The organism is Acinetobacter sp. 1424608 (assembly GCF_000588255.1).
In the GTDB taxonomy this organism is placed as follows: Bacteria; Pseudomonadota; Gammaproteobacteria; order Pseudomonadales; family Moraxellaceae; genus Acinetobacter; species Acinetobacter nosocomialis.
This window is the reverse complement of the sequence record NZ_JFXL01000013.1, coordinates 54,916-71,225: the sequence shown is the minus strand read 5'-3', so window position 1 is coordinate 71,225 and position 16,310 is coordinate 54,916. Positions and strand designations below refer to the sequence as shown.

At 36.3% G+C, this 16,310-nt stretch carries 14 protein-coding genes, 1 pseudogene and 1 riboswitch; of the genes and pseudogenes, 4 read left to right on the top strand and 11 right to left on the bottom strand.

Annotated features, from left to right (window positions below; genetic code table 11):
* Window positions 1-201: 201 nt before the first annotated feature.
* The 3 genes from metC to J678_RS16785 form a co-directional block, all read right to left on the bottom strand.
* A complete protein-coding gene (gene metC / locus J678_RS16795) occupies window positions 202-1,383 on the bottom strand; it encodes a cystathionine beta-lyase (RefSeq protein WP_032027407.1) in 1,182 nt (393 codons plus the stop codon).
* 240 nt (window positions 1,384-1,623) lie between these two features.
* On the bottom strand, window positions 1,624-2,352 hold the full coding sequence (locus J678_RS16790) for an AAA family ATPase (protein ID WP_017393736.1): 729 nt from the start codon (window positions 2,350-2,352) through the stop codon (window positions 1,624-1,626).
* A gap of 41 nt (window positions 2,353-2,393) precedes the next feature.
* Entirely contained in the window at window positions 2,394-2,864 is a 471-nt protein-coding gene (locus J678_RS16785; protein ID WP_002054496.1) for an Lrp/AsnC family transcriptional regulator, read from the bottom strand.
* Window positions 2,865-3,102: 238 nt separating this feature from the next.
* On the opposite strand from J678_RS16785, the gene J678_RS16780 reads away from it, so the two are divergent.
* The 3 genes from J678_RS16780 to J678_RS16770 all read left to right on the top strand — a co-directional run bounded on the left by J678_RS16780 (window position 3,103) and on the right by J678_RS16770 (window position 6,705).
* Window positions 3,103-3,423, top strand: a complete 321-nt coding sequence (locus J678_RS16780; protein ID WP_004709670.1) for a pyrimidine/purine nucleoside phosphorylase — start codon at window positions 3,103-3,105, stop codon at window positions 3,421-3,423.
* Window positions 3,424-3,807: 384 nt separating this feature from the next.
* The gene (locus J678_RS16775; protein WP_017393735.1) at window positions 3,808-5,979 is read left to right on the top strand and encodes a TonB-dependent siderophore receptor; all 2,172 of its coding nucleotides are present in this window, start codon (window positions 3,808-3,810) and stop codon (window positions 5,977-5,979) included.
* A gap of 48 nt (window positions 5,980-6,027) precedes the next feature.
* A complete protein-coding gene (locus tag J678_RS16770) occupies window positions 6,028-6,705 on the top strand; it encodes a hypothetical protein (RefSeq protein ID WP_017393734.1) in 678 nt (225 codons plus the stop codon).
* A gap of 53 nt (window positions 6,706-6,758) precedes the next feature.
* Here the strand turns inward: J678_RS16770 and J678_RS16765 are convergent, their stop codons facing one another.
* Both J678_RS16765 and J678_RS16760 read right to left on the bottom strand, forming a co-directional pair.
* A complete protein-coding gene (locus tag J678_RS16765) occupies window positions 6,759-7,229 on the bottom strand; it encodes a spore coat U domain-containing protein (protein WP_004709675.1) in 471 nt (156 codons plus the stop codon).
* Between the two features lie 395 nt (window positions 7,230-7,624).
* Window positions 7,625-8,848: an MFS transporter gene (locus tag J678_RS16760; protein ID WP_017393733.1), complete on the bottom strand. Its 1,224-nt coding sequence runs from the start codon at window positions 8,846-8,848 to the stop codon at window positions 7,625-7,627.
* A gap of 205 nt (window positions 8,849-9,053) precedes the next feature.
* Between J678_RS16760 and J678_RS16755 the strand changes: the two are divergent.
* Window positions 9,054-9,407, top strand: a pseudogene (locus J678_RS16755) (DUF2147 domain-containing protein); the annotation flags it as partial.
* Between the two features lie 92 nt (window positions 9,408-9,499).
* Here the strand turns inward: J678_RS16755 and J678_RS16750 are convergent.
* From J678_RS16750 to J678_RS16730, 6 genes are all read right to left on the bottom strand, one after another.
* Entirely contained in the window at window positions 9,500-10,804 is a 1,305-nt protein-coding gene (locus tag J678_RS16750; RefSeq protein ID WP_017393731.1) for an MFS transporter, read from the bottom strand.
* 169 nt (window positions 10,805-10,973) lie between these two features.
* Window positions 10,974-11,537 (bottom strand): TetR/AcrR family transcriptional regulator, encoded by a 564-nt coding sequence (locus J678_RS16745; RefSeq protein ID WP_199963250.1) that lies wholly within the window; start codon window positions 11,535-11,537, stop codon window positions 10,974-10,976.
* A 652-nt stretch (window positions 11,538-12,189) separates the two neighbouring features.
* Window positions 12,190-12,426 carry a hypothetical protein gene (locus tag J678_RS16740; protein ID WP_004709679.1) on the bottom strand — a complete coding sequence of 79 codons (237 nt, stop codon included), beginning with the start codon at window positions 12,424-12,426 and terminating at the stop codon, window positions 12,190-12,192.
* Window positions 12,427-12,606: 180 nt separating this feature from the next.
* The gene (locus tag J678_RS16735; protein ID WP_016805044.1) at window positions 12,607-13,062 is read right to left on the bottom strand and encodes a hypothetical protein; all 456 of its coding nucleotides are present in this window, start codon (window positions 13,060-13,062) and stop codon (window positions 12,607-12,609) included.
* A 276-nt stretch (window positions 13,063-13,338) separates the two neighbouring features.
* Window positions 13,339-14,712 carry a putative bifunctional diguanylate cyclase/phosphodiesterase gene (locus J678_RS0104315; protein ID WP_031944661.1) on the bottom strand — a complete coding sequence of 458 codons (1,374 nt, stop codon included), beginning with the start codon at window positions 14,710-14,712 and terminating at the stop codon, window positions 13,339-13,341.
* A 365-nt stretch (window positions 14,713-15,077) separates the two neighbouring features.
* Window positions 15,078-16,124, bottom strand: coding sequence for a sodium:calcium antiporter (locus J678_RS16730; protein WP_224272862.1), 1,047 nt, complete (start codon window positions 16,122-16,124; stop codon window positions 15,078-15,080).
* A riboswitch (yybP-ykoY riboswitch) is annotated at window positions 16,087-16,282 on the bottom strand. (Overlaps the previous gene by 38 nt.)
* Between the last annotated feature and the right edge of the window lie 28 nt (window positions 16,283-16,310).

The window sequence follows — 16,310 nt, the reverse complement described above, 5'->3', positions numbered from 1 at the left end:
GGCTTTCTTTCATAAAATTAGATGATCTATAAAGTTTAAATTCCCTTTAGCACCGACAGTAAACGAACATAATTTCGCAACAACAAAATCCCAAGTAATAGATGGTCGCTATACTGATAGCCAAGGTCTAACAAAATGATAGCATCTGGCACACATGAAGCAGCTGACGTGCGGAAAGTTAGCTTTTAGTTTTTAAGACGGCTATATAACACTTTCAACACGCATTTGTTCTGCACACTGTAGGGCATATTGCAAATCTTTTTGTAAATCGACCACCGATTCTAGCCCAATATTTAAGCGCACTAAATAGCCATCTTTAGGTAAATTGGTATGTGTTCGATAAGCTTGTCCAACAGGTAAAATCAAACTTTCAAACCCACCCCAAGACAAACCAATATGAAATAATTGCAACGAATCAAAGAATTTTTGCACATATGAAGGTTTAGATTCTTTTAAATAAAAAGCGAATACTCCAGATGAACCATGAAAATCTCTCAACCACAAATCATGATAAGGACTTGTTTCTAAAGCAGGATGAAGCACTTCTTTAATAGCCGGATGTGTTGCTAGAAATCGGGCAATAGTTAAAGCACTATCTTGATGCTGCTTTAACCTTACCGCCAAACTTCGCAAGCCACGTGATGCCAAATAAATGTCGTCTGGGCTTGTGGTCTCACCAAACAAATGACCTGTTTTAGTGAGTTGTTCGTATGTTTCGGCATTTGCAGTAGCCACACCCATGAGTATGTCAGAATGGCCACCAATGTATTTGGTTACGGACTGAATAGATATATCAGCACCATGCTTTAATGGTTGAAAAAGTAATGGCGTTGCCCAAGAGTTATCGACTAATACTTTTGCGCCGTATTGATGACTAATTGCAGAAATCGCTGCAACATCACTCAATTCAAATGTCATTGAACCAGGTGACTCAATAAACACCGCAGTGGTACGATCATTAATTTTTTCGGTTAATGCTTCAAGGCTGGTAGAGTCAAAATATTCAACACTTACCCCCATTTGGACCAATATATTGTCAGCAAAATTTCGTGTTGGGCCATAGATATTATCGGCAATCAAGACATGACTATTTGCCTCTACAAAAGCCATAAGTGCATGTGTACATGCCGACAATCCAGATGGAAATACCATACTACCCGCACCACCTTCAAGCACACTGATTGCACTTTCAAAAGATTTAGCTGTTGCGGCGCCGAAACGGCCATAATGTCGATATACCCCACCATTTCGCTTAAATTCTTCCCACTCACTAAAGCTATTTACAACAATAGTAGAACCACGAAAAACAGGTGTGTTGACTAGACCATCAAAACGCTCGGGTGTTCGTCCTAAATTAATGACATCTGTACTGAATTGATTCACTTTTATATTCCGAGAAACATATCAACTTTATTACCAATTCATGATAGTGATGTTTCCATGGATATAAATTTTAATTTTTTCTACTTTTTATCTTTAAATTAGATTTATATTTCCTATTTTTACTTAAAATTAGAATTTAAATCCGATATTTATTTCTTAGGGTAAAATATTATTTTATAACGCTCTATGCATTGGTCTACTTGTTGTTCGAACTAGCTCTTATGAAAGGTACTTCTCACACTATCCTTCATCTATGATTTGCTGGATACGCTTTTGGTAATTATTTAAAAAATCATGTGTCACACGGAAATGTTCCGTTTGTTCATACTGGATTTCACGAATCCCTGTGTCAGAAAATTGATAGATTTTAGCGTTAGGGTAAGCTAGTAAAATTGGGGAATGCGTTGCAATAATGAGTTGTGACTGGTTTTTGCATAATTCATGAATAGCCGACAACGCTACAAATTGCATGGTAGGTGAAAGAGCAGCTTCAGGTTCATCTAATAAATAAAGCCCCTCACCTTGTAGTTTATGAGTGAGCAACTTTAAAAAACTTTCACCATGAGAACAAGCATGGATATTGCCACCATAACTTTTTACATAGTTCAATTCATTCATATATGTGCCAATATTGTAATAACTCTCAGCTCTTAAAAAATAATAGTCTTTCGGCTTTTTAAAGCTTTTAATCATTCTTAAATACTGAAATAAATTTGATGAACTACTGGCTGAATTAAGCCGCACGTTTAGAGTGCCGCCTTCTTCGGACAAGCCAAGTGCCAAAGCGATGGCTTCCATAATAGTCGACTTACCAGAACCATTTTCGCCAACAAAAAAAGTAACGTCTGGATGGAAGGTTAATTGTTCAATATCATTAACGGCTGGTATCGAAAATGGATAAATTGACCAGTCTGCCTGCATATTTGCTTTAATTTGTACCGAACGTAAATAAGGTTTAGCTTGTAGCATTTTGGCTGGTCCTTAATTTTTAATAGGATCTTCAGTTTTTATTAGAAAAAATTTAAAGGAAGTTCTGTCGTATATTTAATTTGCTCCATGGCAAAACTCGAACTCACATCAGCCAACCCTTTAATTTCAATTAATTTTTTATAAACTTTATCGTATTCAGCAACATCCGATACGGCGACTTTAAGTAAATAATCTGTTTCCCCTGCCATTCTATACACTTCAATCACTTCATCTATGTTATAGATATGAGAGTGGAATTTCTCAATCCACTCAATATTGTGTTGTGCAGTTTTAATAAACACCATCACAATCACATTAATGTTGAGTTTTTTACGATCTAGCAAAGCGACTTTTGCACGAATAATCCCTTCTTCTTCCATCTTATGTATTCTGCGCCAGCAAGCCGTATTACTTAATCCCACTTTTTCAGCAATATCACCGATTGCCAATGTGCAGTCCTTCTGTAGAAGATCTAATATTACACGGTCATATTTATCTAAATTTAACTTCATACCTTCAAGCTTCTCTGCACTATGTATTTGCAATAAATCAAATCAATAAACAACATATTAAATTATTATTCTAATTTTAATAAAAAGATATTTACCCTACATTTTAAACAATCACCTCATATTCGAAATGCATTTATTTCTAGTGTCCATCTAACAATCTATTTTTAAAGCTTGAAAGTTGAGATGAGCTTTTATTATTATCTTGTACATATTCGGTACAATAAAAGAGACAAGAAAAATGCCAAATCAATTTGATGCTGTTTCTATAACAAAAAAAGCGAATGTTCATTACGAGGGACACTCCATTAGTCATGTTATTGAACTTGAAGATGGTACAAAAAAGACTTTAGGGGTGATTCTTCCCACAGAAAAAGCTCTAACTTTTAAAACCCACGTTTCGGAACGCATTGAGATCATTTCGGGTAAATGCAGTGTTCAAATTGGCGATGATCCGGAGACTAAAATCTATTCAAGTGGTGAATCTTTTAAGGTTCCAGAAAATAGTAAATTTAAAATTATTACAGATGAAGTGATTGATTACGTCTGCCATTTAGAATGAATCAACATTACAAAGTCATACCTTTCATAGGATGTGTTTTTTCTATGAACCTTCCTATCTTTTTTAAAAATTAGACAACATTAAGTTTAAATTTTCAGTACCTAAGCATTGTTACGATTATCTATAAGCTTCCACCACCATCCACATTGAGAACTTGGCCGGTAATAAAACCTGCATGATCTGACAGTAAAAAGATAATCTAATTAAAAAGTTAAATTATTATTAATTTTTCCCACCCCTTTATTCACTCCAAACCATTGCAAATGAGTCTCATTTATATATACTTTACTCACTTTTTTTGAGTCTAGTCGGCACTCTTGTTTGTTCGCTTGAATAGTCGCTCTTTTTAGCCTTTCACGATTTTTATATCACTTAGGTATACTTATGTTTGCTTTCTCCCCGCGTAAAAATTTAATTACTGTTGAAATTTTAAAACATAGTAGCCCATTACTTTTATCGCTCATTCCAATGATGTCTTGGGCAGAAGCAACCGCAATTCAACCGGCACAACTAGAAACGATTAAGGTTCAGGCTGAAGCAGACACAAGTTATATCGCAACACAAACGGCGTCGACGCTAAGAGGCAAACAAAAAAATCTAGAAAGCCCGCAAACTGTAAACGTTGTATCTAAGCAATACATGAAAGATTATTTACCTGCAAACTTGGACAATGCACTGACCCAAGTCAGCGGCATTACGCAGGGTAATACTTTAGGGGGTACACAAGACACCGTAATGAAACGCGGTTTTGGTGATAACCGTGACGGTTCAGTTACCGTAAATGGTATGCCAATTGTGCAAGGCCGAACCATGAATGCGGCCGTTGAACAAGTTGAAGTCTTAAAAGGTCCATCTTCATTACTCTATGGCATTATGGACCCGGGTGGTGTGATCAATGTCATTACAAAGAAACCTGAGACGACACAGAAAACTGAACTTTCCGTTTACGGTTCAAGCTTTGCAGCAGGTAAAAATGGCTTAGGTGCAAGCATAGATACTACAGGTGCAATTGGTGACAGTAACTTTGCTTATCGCTTTATTGCCGATCATTCTGACGCCGACTATTGGCGTAATTTTGGTAATCTCAAACAGACTTTAATTGCTCCGTCTGTAGCATGGGATAATGGTCAAACTAAAGTGAACCTGAGTTATCAATATCGTCACTTTGATGTACCTTTTGACCGTTCTACCGTTTTTGACCCGAAAACCAACAAAGCCCTACCGATCTCTAAATACCAACGTCTAGATGAAGCATTTAACCAAATGAAAGGCGAAGATCATTTGGCGCAGTTGTTAATTGACCACCAAATTAATGATAACTGGTCAGCTCACTTTGGTTATACCTACAACTACGAAACTTATGATGCCAACCAGTTACGCATAATCGATTTAGATACTACCAATCACATCGTTACACGCAGTACCGATGCGACCTTAAATGCACAGAGCGTAGATAGTAATGCTCAAGCTTATATCAATGGTTCAACCAACCTGTTCGGTTTAAAACATGATATTCAATTCGGTTCAGACATCGAATACCGTAAATATTTCCGTCCAGATATGGTTCGTGGCAGCACCTCGACATTAGATTATTTAAATCCAAGTTTTGGTACTGTTGAAGCATCTCGTGAGATCAGTGATAAAGATAGTGATCAAACCGATAAACTGCATACCTATGGTTTTTATGTACAAGATGCAATTCACCTAAATGAAAAATGGATTGCTGTACTTGGTGGACGTTACCTGAACTATCAGCAAAAGGCTGGACGTGGCAGACCGTTTAAAGAAAACACCAACACCAATGATGATGCTTGGCTCCCACATGCAGGTTTGGTTTATAAATGGAATGATCAGCTTTCATTCTATGGCAGTTATACCGAGTCACTCAAACCAAATTCTTCAATTGCGCCTTTGGGTGGCGATGCGGTTATTGACTCTGATGTTCAACCTGAACAAGCCAAGTCTTATGAAGTGGGTGCAAAATATGAGTTAAATGACCGTATTAAAGCCAACTTTGCGCTCTACGATATTAAAAAACGTAATGTTCTAGCCAAAATCACCAACCCATCAACCAAAGCAGTCGAACTACACACTACTGGTGCCGTGCGTTCTAAAGGTGCTGAACTCGACTTGACAGGACGTGTGACCGATCAGCTTGATGCGACCCTTACCTATGCCTATACAGATGCGAAAGTAACTGAAGATGAAAGTGGCCTTGAGGGCAATCGCTTAAATAATGTAGCGAAAAATACTGCATCTTTGGCACTAGCGTATAACTATGGCGAACTTTACAACGGTAATTTACGTTTTGGTATAAGCGGTAATTATGTTGGTAAACGTGCTGGGGATTCAAAAAACACCTTCGATCTACCTGACTATACTCTTGCCAATGCCTTTGTGAGTTATGACACTACTATTGCTAAACAAGCGGTCACTTTCCAATTTAATTTAAACAATATCTTTGACACCACTTACTACACAGCCAGCGTAAGTAATGTGACAGTATCTCAAGGTGACTCTCGCCAAGCGGTATTACGTGCAACCTTTAAATTTTAAAACATGGGATTAGAGCAGTGCCTAAATCGCTGCTCTTTTAAAATCAATATGAAAAAGCTTCTTTCTATCGTAGTGTTGATTGGCACATTGTTTAGCTCTGCTGTTTATGCTCAAACGCGAATTGCCCTCATCTCTCAAGTTAAAGGCGCATCGGCGAGTACAGACATTGCGATTCAAAAATACTTGCAAAGCAAGGGCTATCAAGTTGAGGTGTTAGATCAATCTGTTTCACCAAACAGTTTAAAGAACACAGATTTAGTCATTATCTCTTCTACTGTTGCTTCTAAAAACCTTCAATCTGGTTGGCGTCAACTTCCCCTTCCAATCATGACATGGGAAAACGACTACCTTGATGATTTGGCTATGACCGGTAAACGTATTAATACCGATTTTGGCGAAGTCGAGAAAGAACGTTATTTGTGGCTAGTCAATGCACCGCATCCCCTCTCTGCACAGCTTCCTGCTGGAACTCGCAATGTATATAAGGCTCAAGCGCCTATGAGTTGGGGCAAGCCCGGTTTAGGTGCCACCATTATTGCAACGATTTATGGTCAACCTGAAAAAGTAGCCATTTGGGGATATGAGAAAGGTGCAACAATGGATTATGAATCTTTAGCGCCTGCAAAGCGTCTTATGTTCTTCCTTAACAATGACACCTTTACCAATCTATCTGACGATGGTTTAAAGCTGTTTGATGCCTCAATTCAATGGCTTACCCATAAATAAAACCATTTATGATGCAGCTCTCAGGGTTTTTATAACACTTTGGCGAGCTGCAATTAATAAACAACATTTACCCGCACCCAATCCTCATACTTTGTAGCCTGAACATTGGTACTTGATGTAATTACCCCATGTATAGGAATATTTTCTTTCATTCCCGTTGCAACACCTGAGTGTATTTTACTTCCTGCCCCGCCCCAAATTTGAGTATGACCAGCATCCTGATACAACACATATGCCACAGAAGCTGTGCTTGCAGCAGACTTAAGCTCAAAGTTATTGTCTGAGGTGACGGCGACTTGATACGGTGTATTTTTGCTGCATTGGACAGAGACATCGGTTCTTGTGGCTGAAACTGGCTGCGCACGTACAACTGTACCAAAATCTAGATTTCCTTGGGTTGAAACTTCGCAAGTATCTACAATGGTTAAACTCACCTTTAATGAGGTAGATGCATTTCCAGCATGTGCGCTATTTATTATCAGCATTCCCATTAGGGAAAATAAGGCGTACTTAATGACTTTCATTTCTTCTCCTTATCTTTTTTTGTTCTATTTTCTACTCATCTTTATATTGTCATTATTCTGTTTTACTAAAGAAACAGTTTCAGGGTCTTTTAGTTATAAAACTTAATATCGCCTACTGTCAATCGATAATAATCACATGATTTTCATATTAATCTTATAATTTGTGATGAATTAAACGTAATTTATTTAGTTTAAAAAGTAGTTAATATTTTTTATTTCTATTAATTGTCTACACCAATCTATCTAATGATGAATTGAAAATTTGAGATGCCTCAGTTCAATAGCTAATTAACAAATAAGACCTTTTGTACAGCTCTACCTGTTTTCATTCAATGTATCGTGTTGAGGCGCACAAGAAACATTTCATTCACGACAAAACAATTAAGAGAAAAATATTATTTTATTTTAAAAACAGATATATAACTTAATACTTGAAGAGCAAATATAAAGGTAAAAAATGAAATCCAGTTATAATTATCAACTAAATAAGATCCAACTGGTACAGATACCAAAATTAAAAGCATAGACAAAGATGTCAAAATAGAAAATTTAAATGATGACCTAGCACTATTAACAGCTTGCATTAAATAATTGGAAAAAGAATAAGTAACAAAGCTAGATGAAACAATATTGAGTGAGAACAAGACAAGTAAATAAACTTTATTAATTTCATTATAAAAACTTACATAGATAAAGAACAACAAGGTTAATGATTTCAGTAACAAAGAAAACAACATTATATAATTTGCTGGAAATTTACTACTCATCCGTCCCCAAGCATAACCACAAAATACAACAGCAAGTAGCGGTAAAACAGTATTAACCACACCAAAAAACTCAAGAGTTAGCTCAAACTTTTTAATAAAAAATATGATCACAAAAGAAGATAAGGTTAAATCAAAAAGCTTATAAAATGTTGAATAAAAAAATAATTTACTTATATCAGAAAGAACAGAAAACGAATCTTTTAAATTGTATAGACTAGTTTTCACAATAAAAAATAAAGAGATCGGTGGTAAAAACATTAAAAAATAGAATAAGTTTTCCCGACTAAATTTCCAAAAATCGCTTAACTTATTAACAGTAAAAACTATAAAAAAAATCAGAAAAATCAAAGAGGAAAATACAAATAAGTGGCTTAAACTTCCTTGGAAGGTTTTATTAAAAATAAATAGAACTGCCCCACCTGCAAAAATAGAAGAAATTCTCCACCCAAAAATGTAATAAGACAATAAAGAGCTACGCTCTTCATCTGTAAAATTTTTAATTAAGTTTGCATCTGTCAAGATATCAAAACATGCTCCCAAGAATGCTAAATTGATTAACATTATAATAAAAACAATACTATATAAATCCGAAAAGAGGATTAATAAAAAGAAGCTAAAGCTTATTAAAATTATAAATATGGATATTAAAAATTTGATAGATGATTTATCAACTGAATCGGCAAAGCCACTCCATAAAAATTTAAAAGAATAAGGCAGTAAGGCAAATACCATCGTAGAGATAAAAGAAACTGGATAGCCCAAATGAGTGAAAGCTGCTTGAAGTGTAACTGTTAAAAAGCAATATATATAACCAGACAAAAACCCGAAAAATGCTAAATTTAAATTATTCATAAAATACAACCAGTTAACCACTCCATTTAACAAAGAGAACTATTTAAAAATAATTCTTTTTTAATTTTTTAAAAATATATTTATATCCACATTTATCAACTTATATTATTTTTTTAGTTTTTTTAAATTTTTATATTATATTTTTGTATTTCTTTAAACATTATAAATTAATTTTCTTCAGGTTTTACTTTTCTAAATATTTTAGAAAACCATTGATGATGAAACCCATCAACCTAGAGCTTTGGTAAAGTTTAACGAAGATAAAAACGGTCTACTCACTGCAAATATTGAAAAAATCCTTGTTACAAGTGAAGCCAATAAATGTACGATGTGTGAAGGTACTTATAAAAACAAATCTTTAATTGGTTTAACCATTGTCAAAAATTTAAAAAATGTTGGTCAAAACAAATATGACAAAGGGTCTATTCTTGACCCACAGTCAGACACAACCTATCGCTTTAGTGTAACTGTATCACCAGATGGCGAAAAACTTACCGCGCGTGGCTATATTGGTATTTCTGCAATTGGTCGAAACCAAACATGGTACCGAGTTAAATAATTCATGAAGTAGCTTTTGACCAACACCCTGTAGCTACTCACCGATCATAAATACGGTCTATATGTAATGTAAAAATTATGTAGTAGACAGTGTTATGATCGGTACTTAGCCTGAATGATCAGTGTGATAATCACGAATAACGAAGGTATTGCAGCAATCACAAACAAATGGGTAATGACCAGAAATTGAGAAAGATACCCACCAAATAACGGCCCAATAACTGAACCCAAACGGGCAATTCCAATACTCCAACCTACCCCTGTAGTACGAAGTGAAACTGGGTAATAACTGGCAGACAGAGCATTAATGGCAGGTTGTCCACCAACAATGGCAAAGCCAGCAATAAAAATAATAATAAACAATAAAACGATATGGCTAACAGCATAGCCAATTAAAGCAACACTAATTACTGCGACCAAAAAAACAGGAATTAATACTTTATAAAATCCAGTCTTATCAATTTTAAGGCCCATCACAACACTACCAATCGTACCGCCTAATTGTAGGGTGGATCCGATCATTAATGCCTGATTCAATGAAAGTCCTGACTCTTTAGCCAAAGTCGGTAGCCAGTTCGACAGGAAATAAAGGCTGATCATATTTAAAATACTGATGATCCAGATGGAATAGGTAAAAAGCGCACGCTTATTTTTAAACAACTCTAGCGGCGACTTTTTAACCTCAACTTCAGTGTTATTAATGATTTTTATTTCTGAATTAAACGTTAATGCGGGATAAAACTTCTTTAACCAAAATAAAATTTTAGGAGTGTTTTTGCTATTTTCACTCAAAAAATATAAAGACTCTGGCATTTTAAAGAATGTAATAAAGAAAATAATTAAAGGGATAATTCCGCCAAAATAGAAAATCGACTGCCAACCGCCCCAAGGGACCAATAAGGCTGATATACCGCCCCCTAGCATTGCCCCAACCGTATAGCCACAAGATATAACCATCATGGTAAAAATACGAGATTTATATGGAACAATTTCGGAGCTATAAGCCATCACATTTGGCATGATACCGCCTAAAAAAACTCCTGTAATAAAGCGAATTACGGTCAATTGCTCGATATTGCCTACATGTGGTGTTAACAACATTAATATCGAAAACATAAAGGTTGAGATGAGCAGTATAGGACGGCGGCCAAACCGATCAGAAAGTGAACTTAATAAAAATGATCCGACAAATAAGCCAAATAAGCTTGCGCTAAACACAACGCCGAGCATGGTTTTTTGAACACCCCAGTCTTCTATGATCATTGGAGCTGCGTAAGCCATGGACTGGATGTCATAACCATCCATAATCATTAGCAATAAACAAGTGACCAGAATAAATTTTTGATAACGCCCAACTTTCTGCTGATTGATCAAATCACTTAATGCAACTTCTTTCATGGTATTCCTTTCTCCATGACGCGCTTTAAATTAATTCCATTTTTACGATATACGTAATCGACTTACGATTAGCGTAAATAAAATAACACACCTCATCTCACGGCGTCTATGGTCTGCTCATCTCATAACAATCAAGCAAACCATATTCCCCTTTATTTAAATAACTCGTTTACTTCAAACAAATAGGTTTAAAAAAGCAGTCCATCGCTGCATTCCTGTTTTCCACACTATCTGTACTTAAAAACTCAAACATTAAGCCATCTATTAAGTTTAAAACCATGTCGGCATCGGGTTTTAACACACTCATTTCTAAGCTAAAAATTAGTTCAAAAATTTCACGGGTCAGCCATTTTCTATACTCAACTGCCATACGATAAGCCTGCGGGTAAACCACTTTAATTTCAAAAAAAGCCTTAAGTAATAAGTGGTACAGGCTGTTAGAGTTAACATGTAAAACCACGATTTCTTTGAGCTTATCAATGGGTGTGCGGTAATGGCTTGAGTAAATAATGGCGAGTACTTCTTCTTTGAGTAAACTTTTCTGAAAGGCAATACACATTTCAATCAGCCCTTCTTTTGAACGAAAATAGTTATATAGCGTCGCCTTGGGTACTTCGCACTGTTTGGCAATCAGATCTACACCTGCTGTGTGAAAGCCATAAGTGGTAAATAGACCAATAGCCGTTCGAATAATATGTAATTTTTTGGAAGAGATTTCTAAATAATTTGGCATAGTTTTACCGTTATAAATTCTTGTTGTTTCTAAACGAGATACTTTTTTGGGAGAAAAAAGGCACAGCAAAGCCATAAAGACTGTGCTTGGCACATCTCAAGTTCTGTTGTTGCTAAGTTTTAAATAAAAATGACTTACGGCCTGAAAACCTGAGGGCGTTCAAGCTGCTTTAATTTTTAAGCGGTGTCGTTATAGCTTTTGGCATGGGCTGCCAAGAAATAATGGATGTGCAAAGCCAACTCCTTTTTATTGGGAGTTCTGCCAGACATTAAAATTATGGTGGCAGAACGGAAGAGGGTTAGCAGACTGGTGAAAGATATAACCAGCACACCCGAAGGTGTCCCTCTCCCGTCCTACCGCTACGGGAGGAGACTAGGAGTTTACACATAAGAGTATCCCTCAGACGGAATAACTCTGATGCGATCTTTCATCACGGTCTGCTAAAACCGACTGGCAATGTGGCCAGCAGGCAAAGAATAGTGTCCAAGCTTCTTACAGTCAAGCACACAAAATGACATTTGCTTTAAAATAACGCATTAAAAAGTAAGGATAAATAATGAATAAGATATTGTTAAATTGGAGTTTATAAAGTGGTGAGATCAAGCCATAAAAAATCCCGCAGCCTATTGCGGGATTTTTGTAGTGAGTTGAATTACATATGACCACGTCCGTGGCTATGCATATCAGACCCATGATCGCCATGGGCTTTATTATGATAGTAGCCCTTACCATGATGATTACCACGATAAGCATAAGCTTTACCATAATGACTGCCGTGATAAGCATGTCCATAACCATGATGTGAGCCGTGGTAAGCGTGGCCTTTTGCAAAGGTTGGAGCAGAAAGCGCGATGACTAATGCGGCGAAAATATACTTAATGTACTTCATAATAAATTCCTTTTTATTGTAGTACTGGAATTTAAAGTAATACATAAATGTATAACTCGTATCAATAGATGATCTGTACTGGAGTGTAAAGTTTACTAAGCAAAAATAGGCTTACTTATTCGTTTTTAACCCAATAAAAAAAACCGCGATTAGACGGTTTTTTATAAGTACACTCAACCATTACTTTTTCACAGTTTTGGTAAATGCTTCTGAATTAAAATAGTCGGTAATTTCTTCGCCTTCATTTAAAAACTTTTCCTTTGGAACAGTTAAAAAATCTAGTTCTGATTCGAGACTAATAAATTCAGGAATATATTTCTTAATTGGTGGTGGAGGTTTGGGCCCACCCTCCGTAATTTTTTCAACAAATCCAGCTAGCCATAAAATATATTCGTCTTCCATACTATGGTGTGGAATAAGGCTAACATCTATTTTTACTTTACATTCACTTAACGGTTTTGTTAAAGCTTCTTCGAAATCAATGTAGTTATACTTTAATTTGAATACACTCCCCGTGATCTCTTTACGTATAAAAATCATTAAATTATTAAGATTTTCAATAGTGTCATCTGAAAAAAGCTCAACGTCTTTAACTTTCCTATACACACTTTCTGCAATAGCTAAGTATTGTGGCATTAAGGTTTTTCCTTATCTTTGAAGCGGTGTTAGGTGTCTTTCAAAGTAAGTATGCTTCAAGTTATATTTCAACTTGTAATCTTATGTAACAACAAGCAACTATTGTTAATTATTTGTTAAAATTTAGTTAATAAATGACCATTTTTTGTTTTGCTTTAAGCTTTTTTTAATTTTGTAATATAAAAAAAGCACATATAACATTGGATTGCGTGATTTTTATCATTAATAAAATAATATACCTTTATCTTCTATACTTTCTATTAATTAATTTTTCAACTACTTATGAAAATATGGCAACTGTTTAATAAAGTCATTTAAAGGCATCGGACAGCCCCATAAATAGCCCTGAAATTCAGTACAGCCATTACTTTTAAAAGCGTTAAATTGTTCAGTCGTTTCTATTCCTTCTACAAGCACACGAAGGTTTAAGTCTAAACCGATTTTAATAATACCTGTGACCAGTTTATTGCTACGCTTATCATCCAAAGCAGCTTGTACAAAACTTCGATCAATCTTGATTTGACTCATAGGCATTTTTTGTAAATAGCTTAAAGATGAGTACCCTGTACCAAAATCATCAAGTGAAAGCTGAATGCCATGTCTAGACAAGAAATTCATTTTTTCGATCATGCTTGCACAATTATTTAAGGCAATATTTTCAGTAATTTCTAAAATGAGCCGAGATGGATTTATGTCATATTTTTGAACCATACCTATCACGGTTTGCTCAAAAAGCGGCTGCATAAAATGATCGGCGCTAATATTAATTGAAAGTGTAAGATCTTTAGTTTCTTCTTTTTTGCTCCAGTCTTGCAAAACTTTGCAGGCTTCAACTAATACCCATTCTCCTATCTCTGGCATTAACCCAAACGTTTGTGCTGCCGGAATAAAGTCTTGAGTAGGTATAAATCCTAAAGTTGGATGGTGCCATCTTAACAGGGCTTCAGCACCTATTAGCGTTTCAGATGAATTGATTTGCGGTTGATAAAAAAGTTCAAACTGTTCTTTAGCAAGTGCCGAACGTAAGTCATGTACCATGCTATTTTCGATTTGTATCTCTAATTGCATGGTATAAATTGAAATACAAATCATCAGCGTAGCAACACCAGTTGCAATCCATCCGCCATGATTACGAATATCTTCAGGTAAAGGTGCTGCACTATTGAGAGTAAAAGAGGTCGCGCTAAAAAATATAAAGCATCCAATCGACAATAAAATTAAAAGAATTTGTAAAAAGCTTGGGTCTCTGCGGTAATTTAAATACCCCAATATTGCTCCGGCTGGTAAAAACAAGTGAGCGACTTGAGGGCGATGAGGTGTAGCAATATCAAAAAATAAGCAAAAGATGACCGGAAAAACCAGTAAAACCATTTGCGATAAAAGTATGCCCGCTGAAATCCGGTTTATATAAATGAGAAAAAGACTAAATATGGAAATTAATGTGAAAGTGATATCTATGTAAACAATGAGCCATAGGTTTGCAAATGCAAAATAAATAGTCCAAAACAAACAAAAAATAATACAAATGAAGATATTGGCTTTGGCTGCAATTGTAAGCTGTTGGTCCTTTACAGTACGGTAATTTTTTTTGCGTTTTTTAAAGTAAGACGAAGCTATCATAAATAAATCAACCGTAAAATATTTCTTCAAAGACCCCCAACTTGGTCATTGATACTCCATTTCAATGTTTACCAATAAAGCGTAATATTTTCGTCCTTTATTATTTGTAATCATTATTTTGATATTAGGTATTATTCTATCGTAGTAGTAAAGCCTATTAGGTCACTTGAACGATACTGCTTTTTAAACACCTTATAATTTTAAAGTATCATGATCTAACGATACATGCCTCTGCGAGTTAGGTACAGTCCCTAACTCGTGAAAAATTAGGCGAATTCTAAAGAATTTTCTGTATTGTCATCTTTATCCCCCACCGTGAGCGCATAAGCTGACCTGCCATATAGGCATAAAAATAGCTGGATCGGCTGCAAAACCGTCCAGCTCATGAATGTGTGTTAGAGATAAATCACAACAAGAATTGCAAAAACACCGTACAGCGCACTGACTGCAACCAATGATCGATCATCGACTGCACCACGGCGGAATAAATTCCACAGGAACACAATGGCTAGCGCAGTAATAATGCCAGATGCTAATAGCAATGTATCAAAGCGCCACGGCGTAAAGAAAATACCTAATGCACTTGGTATGGTGGCCTGAATCATCATGGCACCAGAAATATTCGCTAAAGCCAAACGTTCTTTACCTTGGCGCACCCAAATCAACGCATTCATAATTTCGGGTAATTCGGTCGCAACCGGACTAAGCAACAAAGCAACCAGATGCGGTGGCCAACTTAATGCTGTACCAATCGCTTCAAGCTGAGCAACAAAAGTATGTGAAGCGATACTAATCACGACTAAAGCCAGCAGTACTTGCAGACCAGCCCACCCTAGAGATGGTTCGGCGGTATTTGGACGAAACTTGAGAGGTTCAAGTTCTTCTTCATCGGCAGATGTGTCAGCTTCCTTAATCTCACGCCAAACATAAGCTGCATAAGCTGCTAAAAATAGCACACCTAACCACGGCTTAATGGCAAATGCGACTAAACCAAGTGCTACTTTTAAAACAAAGATGACAAGAAAAGAGACTTGGTCTCGGCTTAAACGGACGTAATCAACTTGTACTTTATGTGAAGTTCGAGCTAACTTTTTACGATGAAGAATTAATACCAGACCGACTACGGCATAACCTAAAGTCGCTAGAACCAATGGGCCACCCATTGCAGCTCCAACACCAAGATCTTTTTGCTCTGGGGTATTACCAAATACGACCGCCATGAAAGTGACTGCACTTTCAGGTAAGGCTGTACCGAAAGCTGCGAGTACGGAACCTACTGCAGTTGCACCTAGATTAAGGCGCTTACCGAACCATTCGATACCATTGACGAAATATTCACAGGCGAGATAAATCGCTGCGGCGGACACAAAGAATAAGATAAAAGTGAGGAGCATAGGAATAGTTCCAGCCGGGCGAATAAGAAACCATTGGCGCGTCAACACGCCTCGCCCGACTAGCAAAGCACGTTGCGGCCAAAGGTCTCGCCTAGCTCATACTGTATATACAGTGGCTGAACACGCCATGAGATACTCATCTCAAGTTTGTTGACGTGGTCTTCCTAGCTGGGTACTAGGAATGGCTACTCCCCAATGACAATGGGTGAAGTTTACCAGTGATTTAAACGTAAC

Excerpts from the sequence above, each read along its gene's own strand:
- J678_RS16790 (WP_017393736.1), bottom strand. The coding sequence starts at position 2,352 with ATGCTACAAGCTAAACCTTATTTACGTTCGGTACAAATTAAAGCAAAT.
- J678_RS16785 (WP_002054496.1), bottom strand. The coding sequence starts at position 2,864 with ATGAAGTTAAATTTAGATAAATATGACCGTGTAATATTAGATCTTCTA.
- J678_RS16780 (WP_004709670.1), top strand. The coding sequence starts at position 3,103 with ATGCCAAATCAATTTGATGCTGTTTCTATAACAAAAAAAGCGAATGTT.
- J678_RS16775 (WP_017393735.1), top strand. The coding sequence starts at position 3,808 with ATGTTTGCTTTCTCCCCGCGTAAAAATTTAATTACTGTTGAAATTTTA.
- J678_RS16770 (WP_017393734.1), top strand. The coding sequence starts at position 6,028 with ATGAAAAAGCTTCTTTCTATCGTAGTGTTGATTGGCACATTGTTTAGC.
- J678_RS16765 (WP_004709675.1), bottom strand. The coding sequence starts at position 7,229 with ATGAAAGTCATTAAGTACGCCTTATTTTCCCTAATGGGAATGCTGATA.
- J678_RS16760 (WP_017393733.1), bottom strand. The coding sequence starts at position 8,848 with ATGAATAATTTAAATTTAGCATTTTTCGGGTTTTTGTCTGGTTATATA.
- J678_RS16750 (WP_017393731.1), bottom strand. The coding sequence starts at position 10,804 with ATGAAAGAAGTTGCATTAAGTGATTTGATCAATCAGCAGAAAGTTGGG.
- J678_RS16745 (WP_199963250.1), bottom strand. The coding sequence starts at position 11,537 with ATGCCAAATTATTTAGAAATCTCTTCCAAAAAATTACATATTATTCGA.
- J678_RS16740 (WP_004709679.1), bottom strand. The coding sequence starts at position 12,426 with ATGAAGTACATTAAGTATATTTTCGCCGCATTAGTCATCGCGCTTTCT.
- J678_RS16735 (WP_016805044.1), bottom strand. The coding sequence starts at position 13,062 with ATGCCACAATACTTAGCTATTGCAGAAAGTGTGTATAGGAAAGTTAAA.